Source organism: Kribbella speibonae, from assembly GCF_004331375.1.
GTDB classification, from domain to species: domain Bacteria; phylum Actinomycetota; class Actinomycetes; order Propionibacteriales; family Kribbellaceae; genus Kribbella; species Kribbella sindirgiensis.
Genome location: NZ_SJKC01000002.1, coordinates 121,009 through 140,111 on the forward strand (window position 1 = coordinate 121,009; position 19,103 = coordinate 140,111).

The following is a 19,103-nucleotide window of genomic DNA, read 5'->3' on the forward strand; positions in this document are numbered from 1 at the left end:
GATTTTCGTTGACGTCTGCTGCGAGCACGGAGGCCGATCCACGGGTTCGCGCGCGTCAGGCGCTCGGGCTCGCGGTCGGCGTGGTGGCGCCCGAGGCGCTCGCGCTGCGCGACGGCACGCTGCGGTTGCGGCACTCTCGTGAGCGGCTGGCTCGTAAGGCGCTCAACCGGCTCGAACGCCGGCTCACCCGTCGGGCGGCTGCGGTCGGCGATGATCGGCTGGTCGCCGAGGCGGTGGCGTTCGCCGGGGCTGAGCTGGAGCTGGCGCGTGGCGGACGTGCGGCGGACGGTGCGACTGGGGGCCTCGATGCGCTGCTCGATCTGCCGGGGCTGCCAGCGGCGCAACAGCGTGAGGCGCAGGCTCTGCTGCACGACCTGCTGGACGGCAACCGCCTCGAGACCGAGACCGACCTGCGACGGCTGACCAGCGCCCGCGCCCGCGCCGAGAACTCGAACCGCCCCTTCGCAGCAGACCTACTCGCCAACGCCCGCGCCCTGTCCCACGACGCCAACCGCCTGTCCTCACCGCAGCCGGTCGGGCGGGTGCGGCGGGCGGTTGGTGGCCGGCATGAGGCGGATGGTGGCGCCGGGCGTGCGGCGGCGGGTGGGTTCTTCGGGCCGATCCGGCGGCTCGTGGGTGAGGTTCGGGCGAAGGGCCGGGCGCATCGGGTACTGCGGGATCGTCGGGCGGAGGCGCAGTACGAGGAGTTTCGTCGGCTGAGCGTGGAATGGCGGGACACGCGGGCCGGTCTGGGCGTCCGCCCGCTCGCCGAGGTCGAGACCGATCTGACGAACCTGTCCGGAGCCATCCGCCACGGCGGACACCCCGCTCCCAGCATGCCGTGGGCCGGCGTACAGGTCGTCGCACCTGACACACAGCAGACGCCGCCGACCACTCCGCAGGAACGCTTCCAAGCGCGCGTACGTCGGCAGATCGCGGACCTCGAGTCCGCGGCAGCAGATCATGCCAAGCGCGCCGACGTACGCACCACGAGTGCGGCAGCCGCCCGCGACCAGGCAGCCGAGCTGTTCGCCGCGGCCGACGACGAGTCCGAGGCCAAGGACGCATCCGCGAACGAACGAGCCCGCCGCCTCCGTGTCCGAGCCGTCGCCCGCCTCCGCGTCGCCGACCGCCACACCGAAATCGCAACCCTCTGCACGACCGCAGCAGCTCAGGCCCGCACCGCCGCAGAGATGTACGCGGCAGGTGGGAATGTGGAGGCCGCCGTGCGGGCGTATGAGGTGGCGAGTGCGGCCACTCTTCCGGCCAAGGGCGTGCAGCACAACGGGCTTCCGGTTGGGCGGCTTCCGCATCTGAGTGCGCTGTGCCGGGAGCTGAACGAGGCGGTGGCGGGGCGGTATGTCTTCACGCCGGACGTGCTGCACCGGACGCTGCGGGGTGAGAGTCGCCGGATCCTCTCGCCGGACGGCTTCGTGCTGACGATCGAGAACGAGTCGCGCGCGGACGCGGACGAACTGCTGCAAATCCACCTCCAGCTCGATCCCGGCGAGCTCCACGAGGTGCTGGACAGCCCGCTCACCATCGACGAGGCGCAGGTGGGGCAGGTGGTCCAGGGCGGCTTCAGCGTCGCGACCGCCGCCGCCCAGAACTCCGGCGCGACGGCCACCGCGAACCTCCGGACCGTAACGGAACTGCTGCCGGACACGAGCAAGCTCAAGGCGGCCGCCACGCTGGTAGCTCCCGGTGTCGAGCTGAGCCGCGGCCGCGGCCGGACGGTCAGCGGCGGGGCGACCGAGTTCGCCCAGACGGGCGCGGTCGAGGCGCTGCGTGGTGAGTTCCTGCGGTACCGCTCGGACCGGCCCCGCTGGATCTGGCGGATCCGCGAGTCGGCCACCGCCGACTGGTCACCGCCCAACGTCGTCGACGCCGGCAAGGACCGTGACGCGACGACCCTCGACCTCGGATACATCCACACCTACACGGTTCCGCCGCCGGCCGAGACGACCGACCTGGAGACGCTCGGTCTGGCCGCGGAACGCCGTACGGCGATGCCGGAGCACATGGCCACGCGCGTCGACGGCCTCAACGACCTGTGCGACCTGACCATGGTCGAGCTGCGGGAGCGACTCGGCTCCCTCGACCGGGTCGGACACGACCGGGTCCGCGGTCTGATCGCCGAGGACGGGATGACCCGGCTGGACGAGACCACCCGCCCGGGCGGTGTCTGGCGCCTGATCACCGAGGGCGGTCGGCCTGTCGCCTGGGCCCAGCTGGAGACGGTCGCCGACCTGGAGTCCGCCGAGCTGACCAGCGACAGCTCGCCGGACCACAAACTCGAGCTGTGGCGCGTCGGCAACTCGGGCGCGTCCGGTAGCCAGTCGGTCAGCTCGTCGCGCACCAACGGCGTCACGGCGAGTATGCCGATCTTCGACCTGGGCTCGACGACCGCGGACCTCGCTCCGGCAGCGCACGCGGGCCGGAACACCAGCCACGACGACACCGCGTCGACCGCCGACCTGGGCAGTCGCTGGAGCACTCAGCGGGTGGCGCCGACCGTCGGTCTGAAGCTGCAACTGCGGCACAAGGTCACGATCCACCGCCTCGATGGCGGCGAATCGTTCACGACCGAGGGTGCCGGCGAGGCCTGTCTGCGGATGGCGGAGCGCGACGCGTTCCGCTACGGACTCCCGGTCCCCGCCGCGGCCCTGCTCCGGGAGCCGGACGGCACCGTACGACGTGGCACGGACGGCAAGCTCCTCCTGCGCGGGGACCCGCAGCCGACCGATGCTCCCCTGCAACTGCCGACATGGCTCGGCAACGGGCCGGGGCAACTCCGCGGTGCCGGACCGGCGATGATCCGGGACCTGACCGGCGCGGACGACGCTCTGCACGACTTCCTCAGGCACCTGTCGCGGCAGGGCATGATCCCGCCGCTCGACGACCGCGGTCGCCCGCTACCTACGGCCCTCGCCGATCAGGACCCCGCCGTCGTCCTGAGCCAGGCAGAGAACTGGGAACGCGCGTGCCAGCAGATCGCGAAGCACCGGCTGGAGACCGGGTACGACCACGCGGCGCAGGACCGCCTGGTCTTTCAGCTCACCGAGCACCGCACCGGCCACCCGCCGCGGGTCCGGTCGTACCAGATCGCCCTCGAGCAGCATTTCGACCGCGTGACGCCGATCGGTGTCGCGGACAACGACATGGTCGTCAACGTCGACATCGGCGTCAGTACGTCGGGACGCACCGGCAGCCGGGCGCAGAGTGTGCCGTGGTCGGCACGGATGGGTCTGAGCAACGCACCGGCTCCCGGGGAGGCCGGGGCCACGCCGAAGGTGAGCGCATCGGTCGGCCGCACGTCACGAGGCCGTTCGCTCGGCTGGTCGTCCAGCCGAGGCTCGTACCGGATGACCGTGGCCGAGTCGGGTTCGCAGGTGGCGGTGTTCGACGTTCCGCACACGATCACGGTCAGCGAGATCACCTCCACCGGTACGTCGGTGGAGGTGGCCTCTTCCGAGGGCAGTGCCCGCGTCTGGCTCGACAGCGAGTTCTGCCGCGGAGCCGAGCAGACCACGCTCGCCGTACCGGGCCGGGTGGAACCCAACCTGTTGCAGACGGCAACCATCCACCACCTCGACGCGCGGGACCCGATCGCCCGGCTGACCGCCGCCGTACCCAGCCTCGGCCGCGAGAACAGCTCCGCCCTGCACCACCTCAGCGGGTTCCTCGCCCCGCGAAACCTCATCGCCCGGCCCGAGCTGCTCACCTCCGAGTACCGCACCGGCCTGGCCGTCGGTTCGGTACCGTCCGACGCGCTCGAGGCGATCCGGCAACGTGGTCTCACGCCGCGGCCGTCCGCGCTGAGCATCACCACCCGGGTCGAGAACCTCAGGTACGTCGGCAGCGGGCAGCCGATCGTCGCCGAACTCAACGTCACGCTCGCGACCACCGGCAGTGCCTCGGGCGTATCCGCCGCGGCGACCGCGGGGATCAACGGCGGCAGCGGCGTCGTGGCTGCCGACGGGCAGTCGGTCGGCGGCTCGGTAGGGCTGACCCGCACGACCACGGTCTCGTCGAGCGCCGCCGAGTCAGCCACCAGCGGCGTCGAGCGAACGCTGATGCGGGACGGACAGCACTACCAGTTCTGGGGCGACCTCGTCCTGGAGGCGCAGCTCCGGTCGGGCGGTGCCGCGCCGCGGCGGGTCCCGCTCGAGACGGGCGCCGTACTCCTGACCCTGCCTGAGCGCGACGCGTTGCAGTCGTACGGGCGGCGCGACCTGGACCTCCCGCTCTCGCAGGTCTCCGACGCCGTCGAGCGAGTGATCAACGGCAACCTCGTTCTCCCACGCCGTACGACGGCCGCGCTGCTGCGGCGCTACCGGATCGACCGGCGGGGCGCCACCGAGGGGCTCGCGGCCGGCCACACCGACCAAGTGCTCGCCGACACGCTACGGAAGGCGGCCGGGCTGCCGGCGCACGCCGACGAGCGGCTCGACGCCGTACTGATCCGGGCCGAAGACCTCGCCCGGCAGCGGGTCGTGCCGCAACTCCCCCGCCACTACGACCGGATGATGGGCGCCGCGCAGGTCGAGCGCGCTTCGCTGCAGGACCGGGACGGCAACGACACCGACACGTTCCGGGAGGTCTGCGCGGCCGTCGCGGAGCACTCCCCGCAGGCGCTGGACGATCCCGTCCTGGTCAACGCGCTGCGCGGCGATCTCGCCGGCACCCGCTGGCGGAACCAGCTGGACGACATGCTTGACCCACGGGGCTTCGTCCGCGAGCTCCCGGTCCGCGTCGGTTCGAACACCCGCAATCTCCGGGTCCGGGTACGCCTGAGGTTCGTCGGCGAACCGAGCACCGAGGTCGGTGGGACACAAGGCCAGAGCGGGAACGGCTACGGGCTCGTCCAGCTGTGGAACCTGCGCGACCGCAGCCGCAGCCGGACCGAGGGCACGTCGTACGGCAGCACGCTCGACCTCTCGGGTTCCGATGCGATCCCGGCGACGGCGGGAGTAGGCGCGGAGCTCAGCACCTCCACGACCGCGGCGAGCAGCGACTCCACCACCGAGATCAGGACCGGGCTGGCGATCGCGACGGCTCGGGTCGAACGGGACTACGAGCTGTTCATCGAGGTCGAGGACTCGGCGGAACCCGGTGGGAAGTCCGCATCCACGACCCGCCGGCAGGCCAGCGGGCGCATGAGCCTGGCGGTTCCGGAATCCGTGCTCGACTCGGCTCCCCCGCAGCATGACCTGGAGGTGTCAGATCACCGGCCGGTCGTCCTGCCCGAGCACTACCTCCCCGAGGGCACCCAGCCCTACCTGAGCGGTGCTACCGAGGACAACACCTTGTTCGAGGCTGCCTGTGCTCGTCTCGGCGAGTTGGATCTGCTCAGGCCCGAAGGGGTCCGGATGCATACCACGACGCTGGAGTCGCGGCTCGGCGGCGCGAACCGGATGGTCGCGTTCCAGGAGATGGCCGGCGCGTCGGGGTACGAACTCGTCCCACTCGCCGTTCCCGGGGACAGCGCGCGAGTGGTCGCGATTCGGGTTCGCGCCGAGGTCTCGGGTCTGGAGCTGGTCTCGGATCCGGACGAGGAATCGACCACCCAGCTCGGTGAGAACTCCCGCGCGCTCCGGGTCAGCCAGCTGACCGCACGCAGCAACCGGCTGCTGCCCGGTTCCCGGACGATCGGAACCGGTACGCCGGGCGGCGAGCTCAGCGTCAGCGCCACGAGCAGCCGGAGGGTCAGCGAGCAGGACACCGGTACCGTCGGCGCTCGCCATGAGACCGGGGTGTACCAGTCCGGTCAGGTCGTCACGGTCAGGGTGCGGGTGGACTACCACCTGGACTTCGAGCGGCTCCGCCTCGGCCGGCGCAAGCAGCCGAAGGTCGAGCGCGCCGACACGCTGCGGCGGGCGGCGTCCGGCGAGGCCTATCTGACGATGTACCGGCACGAGTACGACGCGATGCGGGCCCGGATGGAGTCCGGTCAGACCGCCGGTACCGAGAGTGCCCGGGTCCGGACCGTCCAGGTGAACGTCGACGCCGATGAGCAGCACCCGTACCAGCCGCTGGTCGACGCCCTCGACCAGGCCCGGCGCGAGGACGTCAACGTCCGGCTGGCGGTCCGCGAGGCGAACGGCCGGCGAACCGTCTACGTCGCCCATCCGGACGGCACCATGACCGGCCGGGGTGACCATGGTTTCGCGGCGGCGTTCGCCACGTTGCACCCGCGGCTCGCGCTCCTCGCCGAGGGCCGGGTCGATCTCAGGGCCCTGCACACACGGGACGCTCCGGAGCGGCGGTTCACCAGTGCTGTCGTCGAGGCACTGCAACAGCACGGCATCCCGGCGGCCGCATTCGCCGAAACGGACTCCCGGATGAGTCGCACCCGCACTACGAGTGCGCCGATGCGACGAAGCCACACCGCCAACCCCGCGACCGGGATGACGATCGATTGAGCGACTACGACCCGCCGTACGCCATCGCGCGGACCACGACCGAGGTGATGCTCTACCTCGACCTCACCGCGTGCCCGGACTGCGGCTCGGACGAAGCGGAGTGGCAACACGATCTCCACGACGGAGCGATGCGGTACGTCGGCGCGTGCGCGCGCTGCAGGTCCGAGCGGGAGTATCTGTTTTCACCGCCGTACCAGGGATTTCTCGACGACCGTGCGACCTTCGGCGGACCGGAGCCGTCGGAGCTGGTCGACGCCGGGCAGTGGCTGGCGATCGCCGACTGGATCGCCAGCGAGGTGCCGGCCGACGACCGGTCCGAGGCGGCACGTGCCGTGATGGCCTATGCACGCCAGGCAGTGCAGGAGGTCCTGAAGTTCGTCCTGCCGGGCGGTGATGCCGTGCCCGACGAAGCGTTCTGGACGGACGCCGGGCGGACCGAGCGCGAGCGCGACCCCGGACGCTTCCGGCTGGACCGCCTGCTCGCCGTCCGGGACAGCTACTCCGACTGAGTCAGGTCGATCCGGATCGCCCGCGCATCGGCGCCAGCCTGCTCGAGCACCTTCTGCTTCGGGTCCGGTACACCGAGGAACGGCGGGCGCACCAACCCGGCGAGCTCCTTCAGGCGGGGATCGTCGAGGACCGTGTCGACGGCGCGCCGGTCTCCCCCGCACACCAGTACGTCGAGCTTCGCCGGCGCGAGGATCCGCACCGCGACCTCAGTGGCCGCCGCGAACGCCTCGCGCGCCTGGTTGTCCCGCCGGCGCGCGTACCGCTGCTGCGACCAGCCGCCCGCCTTGGTCGTCCCCTGCACATGCCGCGACCCGACCTTCGAGTCGAGAAGCTTGCCGCCGGCAAACACTCCCGCGCCGTAGCCGCCGCGCCGGACGAGCAGCACGCCGAGGCGCCGTTCGGTGAGCACATGCGCCACGAGCCCCTCGCGTGTCACCACGTCGAGGGGCTCGAAGGGCACGGTGACGACGGCGGTGGAGCCGTCCTCAGCGGTCAGCGTGACACTGGTCGGCGTCACGTCGTACCGCACCGCACCATGGCGCTCACCGAAGCCGTCCAGCCACCTGTCCAGTCGGCCCGGTGATACGTGAACGGTGCGCGTCACACGTTGAAGCCGAGGGCGCGCAGCTGGTCGCGGCCGTCGTCGGTGATCTTCTCCGGGCCCCACGGCGGCATCCAGACCCAGTTGATCCGGAAGTCGTTGACGAGGCCGTCGAGCGCCATCCGGGTCTGGTCCTCGATCACGTCGGTCAGCGGGCAGGCCGCGGACGTCAGCGTCATGTCGATGATCGCCGTACTGGTGTCGTCGACGGTGATGCCGTAGATCAGGCCCAGGTCCACGACGTTGATCCCGAGCTCGGGGTCCACGACATCCTTCAGGGCCTCGTTCACGTCCTCGACCTTCGCCGGGCTCGTGCCGGTCTGTGCCGCCTGGGCAGCCTCGAGGTCGACCTCGGGCAGCTCGATCTTCTCGTCGGTCTGGTCAGGCATTGCTCACTCCTTGGTTGGCGGCCCCTTGACTGGCAATGGCCTGGGCGGTGGCATCGCGCCACGCGGACCAGCCCAGCAGTGCACACTTCACCCGGGCCGGGAACTGCGCGACGCCCGCGAACGCGACGCCGTCCTCCAGAACCTCTTCGTCCGGTTCGACATTCCCCCGGCCCTGCATCAGTTCGAGGAACTTCTCGTACGTCGCCATCCCCTCGGCCACCGGCTTGCCGATCACCAGGTCCGACATCACCGACGTGGCCGCCTGGCTGATCGAGCAGCCGACGCTGTCGTGCGTGACGCCCTTCACGGTGTCGCCGTCGAGCTCGACCCGGAGCGTGACCTCGTCCCCGCAGGACGGGTTCACGTGGTGCACCTCCACGTCGTACGGCTCCGCGAGGCCCGCGTGGTGCGGGGTGCGGTAGTGGTCCAGGATGATCTCCTGGTAGAGGCTGTCGAGCTGCATATCAATCCACCTTGAAGTACTTGCGCACGAATCCCAAACCGTCCACGAGCGCCTCGATCTCCTGGGGTGTCGTGTACAGATAGAAAGACGCTCTGGTCGACGATTGCATTCCGAACCGCTCGTGCACCGGCCGTGCGCAGTGGTGCCCGGCGCGCACCGCGATACCCCGGGTGTCCAGCACGGTCGACACGTCGTGCGGGTGGACGCCGTCCAGCGCGAAGCTGATCGCGCCGCCGTGATCCGTCGCATCGGTCGGTCCGAGCAGCTTCAGGCCGGGGACCGTCTTCAGCCCCTCAAGCGCGTACTCGACGATCGCGTGCTCGTGCGCGGCGATCTTGTCCATGCCGATCCCGGACAGGTAGTCCACGGCCGCACCGAGTCCGACCGCCTGCGCGATCGGCGGCGTACCGGCCTCGAACCGGGCCGGCGGGGCGGCGTACGTCGAACCGGTCATCCGGACGATCTCGATCATCTCGCCGCCACCCAGGAACGGCGGCAGCGACGCGAGCAGCTCGTACCGGCCCCAGAGGACGCCGATACCGGTCGGGCCGACGACCTTGTGGCCGGTGAAGACCAGCAGGTCGGCGCCCAGCGTGGACACGTCGACCGGGAACTGCGGAACCGCCTGCGAGGCGTCGACGACGACGGTCGCGCCGACCGCGTGCGCCTTGGCGGCGATCTCGGTGATCGGGTTGATCGTGCCGAGCGCGTTCGACACCCAGGTGAGGGCAACCACCTTGGTCTGCGAGGTGAGCAGCTCGTCGATGTTGCTCAGGTCGAGCCGGCCCTCCTCGGTGACGCCGAACCACTTCAGGGTCGCGCCGGTCCGCTCACACGCGAGCTGCCACGGGACGATGTTGCTGTGGTGCTCCATCTCGGACACCACCACGACATCGCCCGGCTTCAGCGACGCGCCGAGTGTGTGCGCGGCCAGGTTGAGCGCCTCGGACGCGTTCTTGGTGAAGACGATCTCGTCACGCGACGGCGCGCCGATGAACGCGGCCACCTTGTCCCGGCCGCCCTCGTACGCCGCGGTCGCCTCGGCACCGAGCTGGTGCATGGCGCGGGCCACGTTGGCGTTGTGCTTCAGGTAGTGGTCCTCGATCGCCTGGACCACCTGGCGCGGCTTCTGCGAGGAATTCGCCGAGTCCAGGTAGACCAGCGGGAACCCGCCCGCGAGCTCGCGGGCCAGGATCGGGAAGTCCGCCCGGACCGACTGCAGGTCCAAGGGACTGCTGAACGTCCGGGCGTCGGTCACTTGGCGCCTGCCTTGAGGAAGCGCTCGTAGCCGTTGGCCTCCAGCTCCTCGGCGAGCTCCGGGCCACCCTCCTCGGCGACGCGGCCGTCGACGAAGACGTGCACGAAGTCCGGCTTGATGTAGCGCAGGATCCGCGTGTAGTGGGTGATCAGCAGGACGCCCTTGTCGCCCTGGCCGGCGAACCGGTTGACGCCCTCGGAGACGATCTTCAGCGCGTCGATGTCGAGGCCGGAGTCGGTCTCGTCGAGGATCGCGATCTTCGGGTTCAGCAGCTCCAGCTGGACGATCTCGTGCCGCTTCTTCTCACCGCCGGAGAAGCCCTCGTTCACGTTGCGCTGACCGAAGCTCGGGTCCATGTCCAGGTCGGACAGCGCCTTGTTCACGTCCTTGACCCAGGTGCGCAGCTTCGGCGCCTCGCCGTCGATCGCGGTCTTCGCGGTCCGCAGGAAGTTCGCCACCGACACCCCCGGTACCTCGACCGGGTACTGCATCGCCAGGAACAGGCCGGCCCGGGCGCGCTCGTCGACGGCCATGTCGAGCACGTCCTCGCCGTCGAGCGTCACCGTGCCGCTGGTGATGTTGTACTTCGGGTGCCCGGCGATCGAGTACGCCAGCGTCGACTTGCCGGAGCCGTTCGGGCCCATGATCGCGTGCGTCTGACCGGCCGCGATGGTCAGGTCGACGCCGCGCAGGATCTCCTTGGGGCCGTTCTCGGTGTCGACCGACACGTGCAGGTCGCGGATCTCGAGTGTCGCCATGAGGTTCTTCTATCTCCGTCTGGTTTACAGGGATGCTTGGTTCAGGGGGTTCTTCACGTCGACGAGTACGTCGCCGCCGTCGAGGCGCACGGGGTAGATCGGCACCGGGTCGTACGCCGGCAGGCTGGTCGGCTCGCCGGTGCGCAGGTCGAAACGGGACCCGTGCAGCCAGCACTCGATCTCGCACTCGCCGACGTCACCCTCGGACAGCTGGATCTGCGCGTGCGAGCACTCGTCCCGCACCGCGAAGTACTGTCCTTCGCTCTTCACGACCGCGACCTCCACACCGCCGACCTCGACCGGGATCACTCCCTCGTCGGGGACGTCGGCGGCGGCGCAGGCGCGCTCGAACGTGTCACTCACTGCCCGATGACCGCCTTCGCGGACGCGCTGAGCTCAGCGGTGCGCGCGAGCTTGGTTTCGATCACCTCGTGCAGGTGCTCGGCCACCTCGGGTACGCCGATCTTGCCGATGATGTCGTTGAAGAAGCCGGACACCACCAGCCGCCGGGCCGCGTCCTCGGGGATGCCGCGGGCCTGCAGGTAGAACAGCTGTTCGTCGTCGAAGCGGCCGGTCGCGGACGCGTGGCCGGCGCCCTCGATCTCGCCGGTCTCGATCTCCAGGTTCGGCACCGAGTCGGCGCGGGCGCCGTCGGTGAGCACCAGGTTGCGGTTCAGCTCGAACGTGTTGGTGCCCTCGGCCGCGGCCCGGATCAGCACGTCGCCGATCCACACCGAACGGGCGTGGTCACCGGCGAGCGCACCCTTGTAGAGCACGTTGCTCTTGCAGTTGGTGGCCTCGTGGTCGACGAAGAGCCGGTTCTCGTGGTGCTGCCCGCCCTCGGCGAAGTAGACCCCGAGGAGTTCCGCGTCACCGCCGGGGCCGGCGTACCGGACGTTGGTACCGATCCGGACGATCTTGCCGCCCAGGGTGACGACCACGTGGTGGAGCTTCGCGTCCCGCCCGACCAGCGCGTCGTGCTGGGCCAGGTGGATCGACTCGTGGTCGCCCTGCTGGACGCTGACCACGCGGAGCTCGGCGCCGTCGCCGACGACGACCTCGACGTTGCTGCTCAGCTCGCCCGCGCCGGTGTGATCGATGATCACGATCGCGCGGCTGTGCCGGCCGGCCTCGACGATGAGGTGGCTGAAGCCGCGGCCGCCGAGGCTCGCGACGTTCACATGCACCGGCTCGGTCAGCTCGGCCTCGACCGGGATCCGCACCGCGAGCGCCTCGCCGGCGTGCGTCCAGGCGATGGCGGCGGACCGGTCCTGGGGCGTGCCGACCTTGAGCGAGTCCGCGGCGACGGTCTCGAAGACGACACCCTCCGGACCGGACGCGTCGACCTTCGGGGTCTCCGTGCCGGCCGCGTCGTCGAACAGGGCCTTGAGCTGCTTGACCGGCGTGAAGCGCCACTCCTCCTCGCGTCCGTTCGGCACCGCGAAGTCGGCCACGTCGTACGACGTCGGCCGCTCGCTACGGGCCTGGAGCGGAACGGGCGAACCCGGCCCGTGGGAGTGCGCCTTGTTGCCCGTCGCAACAAGGGTTTCAGCGGCGGACATCAGCCGACGGCCCCTTCCATCTGCAGCTCGATCAAACGGTTCAGTTCCAGCGCGTACTCCATCGGGAGCTCGCGGGCGATCGGCTCGATGAAGCCGCGGACGATCATCGCCATCGCCTCGTCCTCGGCCATCCCCCGGCTCATCAGGTAGAAGAGCTGGTCGTCGCTGACCTTGGACACGGTCGCCTCGTGCCCCATCGCCACGTCGTCCTCGCGGACGTCGACGTACGGGTAGGTGTCCGAACGGCTGATGGTGTCGACCAGCAGCGCGTCACAGCGCACCGTGGACTTGCTGTGGTGCGAGCCCGGCGCCACCTCGACCAGACCGCGGTACGACGTCCGGCCGCCGCCGCGGGCCACCGACTTCGAGACGATCGAGCTGGAGGTGTACGGCGCGTTGTGCACCATCTTCGAGCCGGCGTCCTGGTGCTGGCCCTCGCCCGCGAACGCGACCGACAGGGTCTCGCCCTTGGCGTGCTCGCCCATCAGGTAGACGGCCGGGTACTTCATCGTCACCTTGGAGCCGATGTTGCCGTCGATCCACTCCATGGTCGCGGCCTCTTCGCAGGTGGCGCGCTTGGTGACCAGGTTGTAGACGTTGTTCGACCAGTTCTGGATCGTCGTGTAGCGGCAGCGGGCGCCCTTCTTCACGATGATCTCGACGACCGCCGAGTGCAGCGAGTCCGACTTGTAGATCGGCGCGGTGCAGCCCTCGACGTAGTGCACATAAGCGCCCTCGTCGACGATGATCAGGGTCCGCTCGAACTGGCCCATGTTCTCGGTGTTGATCCGGAAGTACGCCTGCAGCGGGATGTCCACCTTGACGCCCTTGGGGACGTAGATGAACGAGCCGCCGGACCAGACCGCGGTGTTCAGCGAGGCGAACTTGTTGTCGCCGACCGGGATGACGGAGCCGAAGTACTCCTTGAACAGCTCCGGGTGCTCCTTCAGGCCGGTGTCGGTGTCCAGGAAGATGACGCCCTGGGCCTCCAGGTCCTCACGGATCTGGTGGTAGACGACCTCGGACTCGTACTGCGCGGCGACGCCGGCGACCAGGCGCTGCTTCTCCGCCTCCGGGATGCCGAGCTTGTCGTAGGTGTTCTTGATGTCCGGCGGCAGGTCCTCCCAGGAGGTGGCCTGCTTCTCGGTCGACCGGACGAAGTACTTGATGTTGTCGAAGTCGATCCCGGACAGGTCGGCACCCCAGGACGGCATCGGCTTGCGGTCGAAGAGCTTCAGGCCCTTCAGCCGCAGGTCGAGCATCCACTCCGGCTCGTTCTTGAGCGCGGAGATACCCCGCACCACGTCGGTGCTGAGGCCGCGCTGGGCGACCGCGCCGGCGGCGTCGGAGTCGGCCCAGCCGTACTGGTAGTTGCCGAGGCCTTCCAGTTCGGGGTGAGCGGTTTGCGTCATCGCGTCGTCCTCGCAGATTCGCTATCGGATACAGGGGCCGCAGGGGCAGGGCCCGGGATGTGCGTCGTACACACACCGTCGCCGTGGGCGATGGTGGCCAGTCGCTGCACGTGCTTGCCGAGGAGTCTCGAGAACACCTCGGTCTCGGCCTCGCACAGCTGGGGGAACTGCTCGGCCACATGCGCGACCGGGCAGTGGTGCTGGCAGAGCTGCTCTCCGTGCGCCGCTTTCGCCGTGGAGGCCGCGTAGCCGTCCGCGGTGAGCGCCTGGGCGAGCACCTCCGCCTTCTCGCGATCGGGAGCCGCGTCGAGCAGTTCCCGGTAGCGCCGCTCCACCTCGGCGGACCGGCGCCGGGCGAACTCCGCCACGGCGTCGTCACCGCCGGCCTCGGCGATGAACCGCATCGCGGTCGCCGCGAGGTCGTCGTACGCCTGGTGGAAGGCGTGCCGGCCGGAGTCGGTCAGCACGAACACCTTCGCCGGGCGGCCGCGGCCGCGAGGGCCGTAGACGCGCTCCTCGCGGGACTCCACCAGGCCCTCGTCGAGCAGGTGGTCGAGGTGCCGGCGAACCGCCGCCGGGGTGAGTTCGAGCCGCTCCGCCAGCACCGCGGCGCTGGACGGGCCATTGGTCAGGATCGAGCGTGCGACCCGGTCCCGGGTGGACTCGTCCCGCGCGCCGGCAGCGCCGTGGGGCACGGCTCGGTCGGTCGCAGGAGTTTTCACAACATCAGTGTCGCGTAATTCCCCGGACCCTTCAAATAAGGGTCCCCTAACCGGTTAGCACGCTCACGCGGGGCCTCGGACCCGACCGTGAGCGAGGTCACTCGGACCCGTTCTCTATGCTGCCGTTTGTGCCAGTCGCGGTGGAGATCGACAACCTCGTCGTGCGGTACGGCGAGAAGACCGCGGTCGACGGTCTCAGTCTCACCGTAGCCGCCGGAACGGTGACGGCCGTGCTCGGCCCGAACGGCGCCGGCAAGACCACGACCGTGGAGACCTGTGAGGGCTTCCGCCGGCCGGACTCGGGCACCGTCCGGGTCCTCGGCCTGGACCCGCTCGCCGATCACGACGAGCTGATGCCGAAAATCGGCGTGATGCTCCAGGAGGGCGGCGCCTGGTCGGGCGTCCGCGCGGTCGAGATGCTCCGGTACGTCGCCGCGCTGCACACCCACCCGCTCGACGTGCCCGCCCTGGTGGAGCGCCTCGACCTAGGCAGCTGCGGGCGCACGCCGTACCGGCGGCTCTCGGGTGGGCAGAAGCAGCGGTTGTCGTTCGCGCTGGCGATCGTGGGACGGCCGGAGATCGCGTTCCTGGACGAGCCGACCACCGGTCTGGACCCGCACGGCCGCCGCGAGATCTGGCAGCTGATCCGCGATCTGCGCGACGACGGTGTGACGGTCGTGCTGACGACGCACGCGATGGACGAGGCGGAGCAGCTGTCCGACCAGGTGCATGTGGTGTCGTCCGGCAAGGTGATCGCCTCCGGCACCCCTGACTCCCTCACCGAACACCACACCAAGTCCCTCGAGGACGTCTTCCTCGAACTGACCGCGCCGAAGCGGGAGACGCGATGAGCAGCGCTGCGACCTACGCCCCGAGCCCGGGCAGCGCGCCCTGGCCGCGGAAGGTGCTCGCGCACACCCGGATGGAGTTCAAGCTGCTCGTCCGTAACGGCGAGCAACTGCTGCTCGCCCTGGTGATTCCGCTCGGTCTGCTACTGCTCCTCGGCGGGACCGGCCTCGGCGAGCGGTTGCCGCTCGGGAGCGGCCGGCCGATCGACGAAGCGGTCCCCCGCGTGCTCGCGCTCGCGATCCTGTCCTCGTCGTTCACCTCGCTGGCGATCGCGACCGGCTTCGAGCGCCGGTACGGCGTCATCAAGCGCCTCGGCGCCTCACCGCTGTCCCGCACCGGGCTGCTCGCGGGAAAGATCGGCGCGGTCCTGATCGTCGAGGTCATCCAGCTGATCGTCCTGATCGGCACCGGGTTCGCGCTCGGATGGAAGCCGGTCGGCGGGTTCGAGGCCGTCTTCGGCGTCGTCCTCACGGTCCTGTGCGGTACGGCGGCGTTCGCGTCGCTCGGTCTGCTGATGGCCGGCGTACTGCGCGCCGAGGCGACCCTGGCCGCGGCGAACCTGCTGTACCTGCTGCTGCTCGTGGGCGGCGCGATCATGACACCCGTCGACGAGTACCCGGCCGGCATGCAGGGCGTCGTCCGCCTGCTGCCGAGCGCCGCGCTCGCCAACGGGATCGCGAACTCGACCGTCGCAGGAGTGATCCCGTGGGCCGCCGCGCTCTCGCTCGCCCTCTGGGCCGGTGTGCTGGGCTACCTGGTCTCGCGGACCTTCAAATGGGACTGACCTCGAGGGGATGCCTCCCGACCCCACGCCTACTGCGCGGCACTCGGCGGGCACCTCGCCGCACTGGAGGAAAGGACATGATGGATCCGCATCGTGCCCTTCCCTCCAGCACGCCGAGGCGCTCCGCCGAGCACCTGCTCGCGACGGCGTGGGGTCGGGAGCCATCCCCTAGAGTGTGCCGGTGATGACGACGGAGACCCCGCCCCAAGAGACTGCGCCAGTCAGCGGATTCTGGCGACTGGTGCCCGAGCCGAGCCTGGACGTCGTCCGGCGCTGGGGCTGGGCGTCGATCGTGGTGAACATCGGCATCGTGGTCACCGGCGGTCTGGTCCGGCTGACCGGCTCGGGCCTCGGCTGCCCGACCTGGCCGTCCTGCACCGACGACTCCTACGTCCCGCACGCCGCCCTCGGGATCCACGGCGCGATCGAGTTCACCAACCGGATGCTCGGCTTCGTCGTCGCGATCGTCGCGATCCTCACCTGGCTGGTGGTCATGCGCTACCGCCCGGTCCGGCGGGACCTGCGCCGGCTGGCGACCGCGGCCGCTCTCGGCGTCCCGCTGCAGGGCGTGATCGGCGGCATCAGCGTGCTCACCGGCCTGAACCCGTGGATCGTCTCGGCGCACTTCCTGGTCTCGCCGATCATCATCACGCTGACGGTCTCGATGATGCGCCGGTCGCGCACCAGCCCGTACCCGCACACTCCCCCGGTGGTCCGCGCCCTCGCCACCGCCTCGGTGGTGGCCGTCTGGCTGACCGTTGCCCTCGGCACCGTTGTCACCGGCGCCGGTCCGCACTCGGGCGATCCGGAGACAGGCCGCAACGGCTTCGACCCCGAGCTGGTCAGCCAGCTGCACTCCGATGTCGTCTTCGGCCTGCTCGGGATCACGATCGCCCTGGTGATCGCGACCCGCGTGACCGCGACGTCACGGACGCTGCGCAAGCTCGCCGCCTGGCTGCTCGCCGTCGAACTCCTGCAGGGTGTGGTCGGCTTCACGCAGTACTTCACCGGCCTGCCGTGGGGTCTCGTCCTGGTCCACATGTTCCTGGCCGGGCTGCTGATCGCCCTGGTCACCGCCGTGTACGGCGAACGCGGGACGCCCGCCACCTGACGAACGTCCCGCGCGTCTCTCTCAGTACTTCACTCGGTAGACCGCGCCGGGCCCGAAGACCGGACCGGAGACGAACAACTGTCCCGCCCGGTTGAAGCCCGCACCGCCCGGCAACGTCAGCTGGTCCTTCACCAGCTCACGCTTGTAGCCGGCCTTGTGGTTCTTGCCCGGGTACTGCAGGAACAGGCCGCCGTGCGTCGGCCCGCTCAGCTCGAACTTGAACCAGCTCGCCTTGTCGAGTTCGACGACCGCCAGCGTGCCGCGCGGTCCACCCGCCAGGTCGACGATCGACGTATATCCGTCGGCGTACCGCTGGCAGTTGCCCTTGTACGGCTTCGCCGGATCGCACACCGCGCCCACCGAGCCCGGTTTGATCCGCCAGATCTGCGACGTCCCCGGAGTCGCCGGGACGCCGCGAAGTTCGCCGACGTACCAGTAGCCGTCCGACCCGACGGTGACGGACGTGGCGACGGCCTCGGCCGGGATCGGCGTTCCGGCCGGCGGCAGACCCACCTCGGCCGGGATGCCCGGCGGGACCTTCACGACGCGTGGCTTGAGCTTGGCGACCGTCTTGATGTGGCCGTTCGGCCAGACCCGGAGCAGGTCGTTGCCCGCGGCGTCCGAGACCAGGACCGTGCCGTCACTCAGCGCGGCGACACCGAACGGGTTGGAGTCGGTCGGGTTCTGCTCCAGGTCGTACGGGTCCGGGTCCTTCTTCTGGTACGCGCCGATGTCGGCGATCTTGACCGGCGCCTTCCCGTACCGCATCCGGTACAGCGTCGTGCTCCCCGGTACCGGAGGCTGCCCCGGCTCACCGCCCGCGCCGGTCAGCGCGTACGTCGTACCCCACTTGTTGGTGTCGATGGCCGGCGGGAACCCGCCGGTGCCCGGCACCGTGCCGAGCTTCACGGACTTGCGGCCGTCCGTGACGTACACCGAACCGTCGGTCACGCTGTAGATGACCAGGTTCTTGTACGTCGAGACGCCGCGCGGGCCGTTCAGACCCGTTGCCACCGGCTTCAAACTGCTGTGGTTACCGGCGTCGGCCTGGCCCGCGACCAGGAGTGAACCGGTCAGTGCGAGTGCCGCGATCGCGGCGATGCGTGTTCGTACCCCCATGAATCCCCCTGCTGCTGTGATGCCTCAGGCCTCCCCAGGCGTGGAACCCCCTCCACAGGCAGGATCCATCGCAACATCAGATCACGAGCAGGTCAACCCGCAGACGCTCAGCGCAGCAGCGGATCGATGGCCGCGGCAATGAACAGCAGCGCCAGGTAGATATTCGAGAAGTGGAAGAGCCGCATCGGCCGCAGCGCCGCGCCGTCCGCGCCGGTGTGGGCCCGGAGCAACAACCGGCGCGCCTCGCGGAGGAACACGAAACCGAGCACGACCGCGGCCAGCGGGTACACGAAGCCGGTGTCGCCGATCGGCCAGAGCGCGAGCGACGTGATCACCATGACCACGGAGTACGCCATGATCTGCCGCGCGGTCGCGACCGGGGTGGCGACCACGGGGAGCATCGGCACGTCCACCGACGCGTAGTCCTCGCGGTACCGCATCGCGAGCGACCAGGTGTGCGGCGGCGTCCAGAAGAAGACCACCAGGAACAGCACGACCGGCGTCCAGGCCAGCTCGCCGGTGACCGCGGTCCAGCCGATCAGGGTCGGGAAGCAGCCCGCGATCCCGCCCCAGACGATGTTCTGCACGGTCCGGCGCTTGAGCACCATCGTGTAGCCGAAGACGTAGAACAGGTTCGCGGCCAGCGCGAGACCGGACGACAGCCAGTTGACGTAGAAGCCGAGCTCGAGGGTCGCCAGCACGCCGAGGACGACGCCGAAGATCGTCGCGGAGCGCGGGCTGACCGCGTGCCGCGGCAGCGGGCGGCGCCGGGTGCGGCGCATCTGCTCGTCGATGTCGCGGTCGAGGACGCAGTTGATCGTGTTGGCGCTGCCGGAGGCGAGGATGCCGCCGATCAGCGTGGCCACCACGACTTCCAGACCGGGCACACCGCCGGCCGCCAGGAACATCACCGGCACGGTGGTGATCAGGAGCAGCTCGATGATGCGCGGCTTGGTCAGCCCGACGTACGCCTTCACCACGTCGCGCACCGACGGACTCACTGTTGCGGCTGATACAGCGGCAGCGTCCGGCAGCGGCGTCGGGTACGACGTCGTCGCGGCAGAACGCGGGTCGACGGCGGTCACGAACACCTCGAACAGAGTGGGTTGACGCCGGATGAGCGGCGCTGACGATTCAGCA

Annotated in this window: 16 protein-coding genes; 5 read left to right on the forward strand and 11 right to left on the reverse strand. The window is 70.0% G+C overall.

Annotated elements, in window-relative coordinates; translation table 11 throughout:
* The first annotated feature begins 8 nt into the window (after window positions 1-8).
* Both E0H92_RS14005 and E0H92_RS14010 read left to right on the forward strand, forming a co-directional pair.
* The gene (locus E0H92_RS14005; RefSeq protein WP_131496573.1) at window positions 9-6,425 is read left to right on the forward strand and encodes a hypothetical protein; all 6,417 of its coding nucleotides are present in this window, start codon (window positions 9-11) and stop codon (window positions 6,423-6,425) included.
* Window positions 6,422-6,934, forward strand: a complete 513-nt coding sequence (locus E0H92_RS14010) for a hypothetical protein (RefSeq protein ID WP_131496574.1) — start codon at window positions 6,422-6,424, stop codon at window positions 6,932-6,934. The genes E0H92_RS14005 and E0H92_RS14010 overlap by 4 nt, the downstream gene beginning before the upstream one ends.
* Here E0H92_RS14010 and E0H92_RS14015 read toward each other — a convergent pair.
* The 9 genes from E0H92_RS14015 to E0H92_RS14055 are packed head-to-tail and all read right to left on the reverse strand — an operon-like array spanning window position 6,922 to window position 14,100.
* Entirely contained in the window at window positions 6,922-7,539 is a 618-nt protein-coding gene (locus tag E0H92_RS14015; protein ID WP_238173425.1) for an acVLRF1 family peptidyl-tRNA hydrolase, read from the reverse strand. The genes E0H92_RS14010 and E0H92_RS14015 overlap by 13 nt on opposite strands.
* Window positions 7,536-7,925 (reverse strand): metal-sulfur cluster assembly factor, encoded by a 390-nt coding sequence (locus tag E0H92_RS14020; protein WP_131461954.1) that lies wholly within the window; start codon window positions 7,923-7,925, stop codon window positions 7,536-7,538. The genes E0H92_RS14015 and E0H92_RS14020 overlap by 4 nt, the downstream gene beginning before the upstream one ends.
* Entirely contained in the window at window positions 7,918-8,388 is a 471-nt protein-coding gene (gene sufU / locus E0H92_RS14025; RefSeq protein ID WP_131461955.1) for a Fe-S cluster assembly sulfur transfer protein SufU, read from the reverse strand. The genes E0H92_RS14020 and sufU overlap by 8 nt, the downstream gene beginning before the upstream one ends.
* A 1-nt stretch (window position 8,389) precedes the next feature.
* Window positions 8,390-9,646, reverse strand: a complete 1,257-nt coding sequence (locus E0H92_RS14030) for a cysteine desulfurase (protein ID WP_131496575.1) — start codon at window positions 9,644-9,646, stop codon at window positions 8,390-8,392.
* The gene (gene sufC, locus E0H92_RS14035) at window positions 9,643-10,404 is read right to left on the reverse strand and encodes a Fe-S cluster assembly ATPase SufC (RefSeq protein ID WP_131461957.1); all 762 of its coding nucleotides are present in this window, start codon (window positions 10,402-10,404) and stop codon (window positions 9,643-9,645) included. Before sufC ends, E0H92_RS14030 begins: the two co-directional genes overlap by 4 nt.
* Before the next feature lie 24 nt (window positions 10,405-10,428).
* Entirely contained in the window at window positions 10,429-10,767 is a 339-nt protein-coding gene (locus E0H92_RS14040; RefSeq protein WP_131496576.1) for a non-heme iron oxygenase ferredoxin subunit, read from the reverse strand.
* The gene (gene sufD / locus E0H92_RS14045; protein WP_131496577.1) at window positions 10,764-11,966 is read right to left on the reverse strand and encodes a Fe-S cluster assembly protein SufD; all 1,203 of its coding nucleotides are present in this window, start codon (window positions 11,964-11,966) and stop codon (window positions 10,764-10,766) included. Before sufD ends, E0H92_RS14040 begins: the two co-directional genes overlap by 4 nt.
* The gene (gene sufB / locus E0H92_RS14050) at window positions 11,966-13,378 is read right to left on the reverse strand and encodes a Fe-S cluster assembly protein SufB (protein ID WP_131496578.1); all 1,413 of its coding nucleotides are present in this window, start codon (window positions 13,376-13,378) and stop codon (window positions 11,966-11,968) included. Before sufB ends, sufD begins: the two co-directional genes overlap by 1 nt.
* On the reverse strand, window positions 13,375-14,100 hold the full coding sequence (locus E0H92_RS14055; protein WP_420323481.1) for a helix-turn-helix transcriptional regulator: 726 nt from the start codon (window positions 14,098-14,100) through the stop codon (window positions 13,375-13,377). The genes sufB and E0H92_RS14055 overlap by 4 nt, the downstream gene beginning before the upstream one ends.
* Window positions 14,101-14,240: 140 nt before the next feature.
* On the opposite strand from E0H92_RS14055, the gene E0H92_RS14060 reads away from it, so the two are divergent.
* From E0H92_RS14060 to E0H92_RS14070, 3 genes are all read left to right on the forward strand, one after another.
* Window positions 14,241-14,951, forward strand: a complete 711-nt coding sequence (locus E0H92_RS14060; protein ID WP_131497418.1) for an ABC transporter ATP-binding protein — start codon at window positions 14,241-14,243, stop codon at window positions 14,949-14,951.
* Complete coding sequence (locus tag E0H92_RS14065; protein WP_131496579.1) at window positions 14,948-15,733, forward strand: ABC transporter permease; 786 nt, start codon at window positions 14,948-14,950, stop codon at window positions 15,731-15,733. The genes E0H92_RS14060 and E0H92_RS14065 overlap by 4 nt, the downstream gene beginning before the upstream one ends.
* Window positions 15,734-15,917: 184 nt before the next feature.
* The gene (locus E0H92_RS14070; protein WP_131292731.1) at window positions 15,918-16,844 is read left to right on the forward strand and encodes a COX15/CtaA family protein; all 927 of its coding nucleotides are present in this window, start codon (window positions 15,918-15,920) and stop codon (window positions 16,842-16,844) included.
* 21 nt (window positions 16,845-16,865) lie between these two features.
* Here E0H92_RS14070 and E0H92_RS14075 read toward each other — a convergent pair whose 3' ends face one another.
* The gene (locus E0H92_RS14075; protein ID WP_131496580.1) at window positions 16,866-17,963 is read right to left on the reverse strand and encodes a ScyD/ScyE family protein; all 1,098 of its coding nucleotides are present in this window, start codon (window positions 17,961-17,963) and stop codon (window positions 16,866-16,868) included.
* Window positions 17,964-18,070: 107 nt separating this feature from the next.
* Window positions 18,071-19,048: a heme o synthase gene (locus tag E0H92_RS14080; RefSeq protein ID WP_131295593.1), complete on the reverse strand. Its 978-nt coding sequence runs from the start codon at window positions 19,046-19,048 to the stop codon at window positions 18,071-18,073.
* Between the last annotated feature and the right edge of the window lie 55 nt (window positions 19,049-19,103).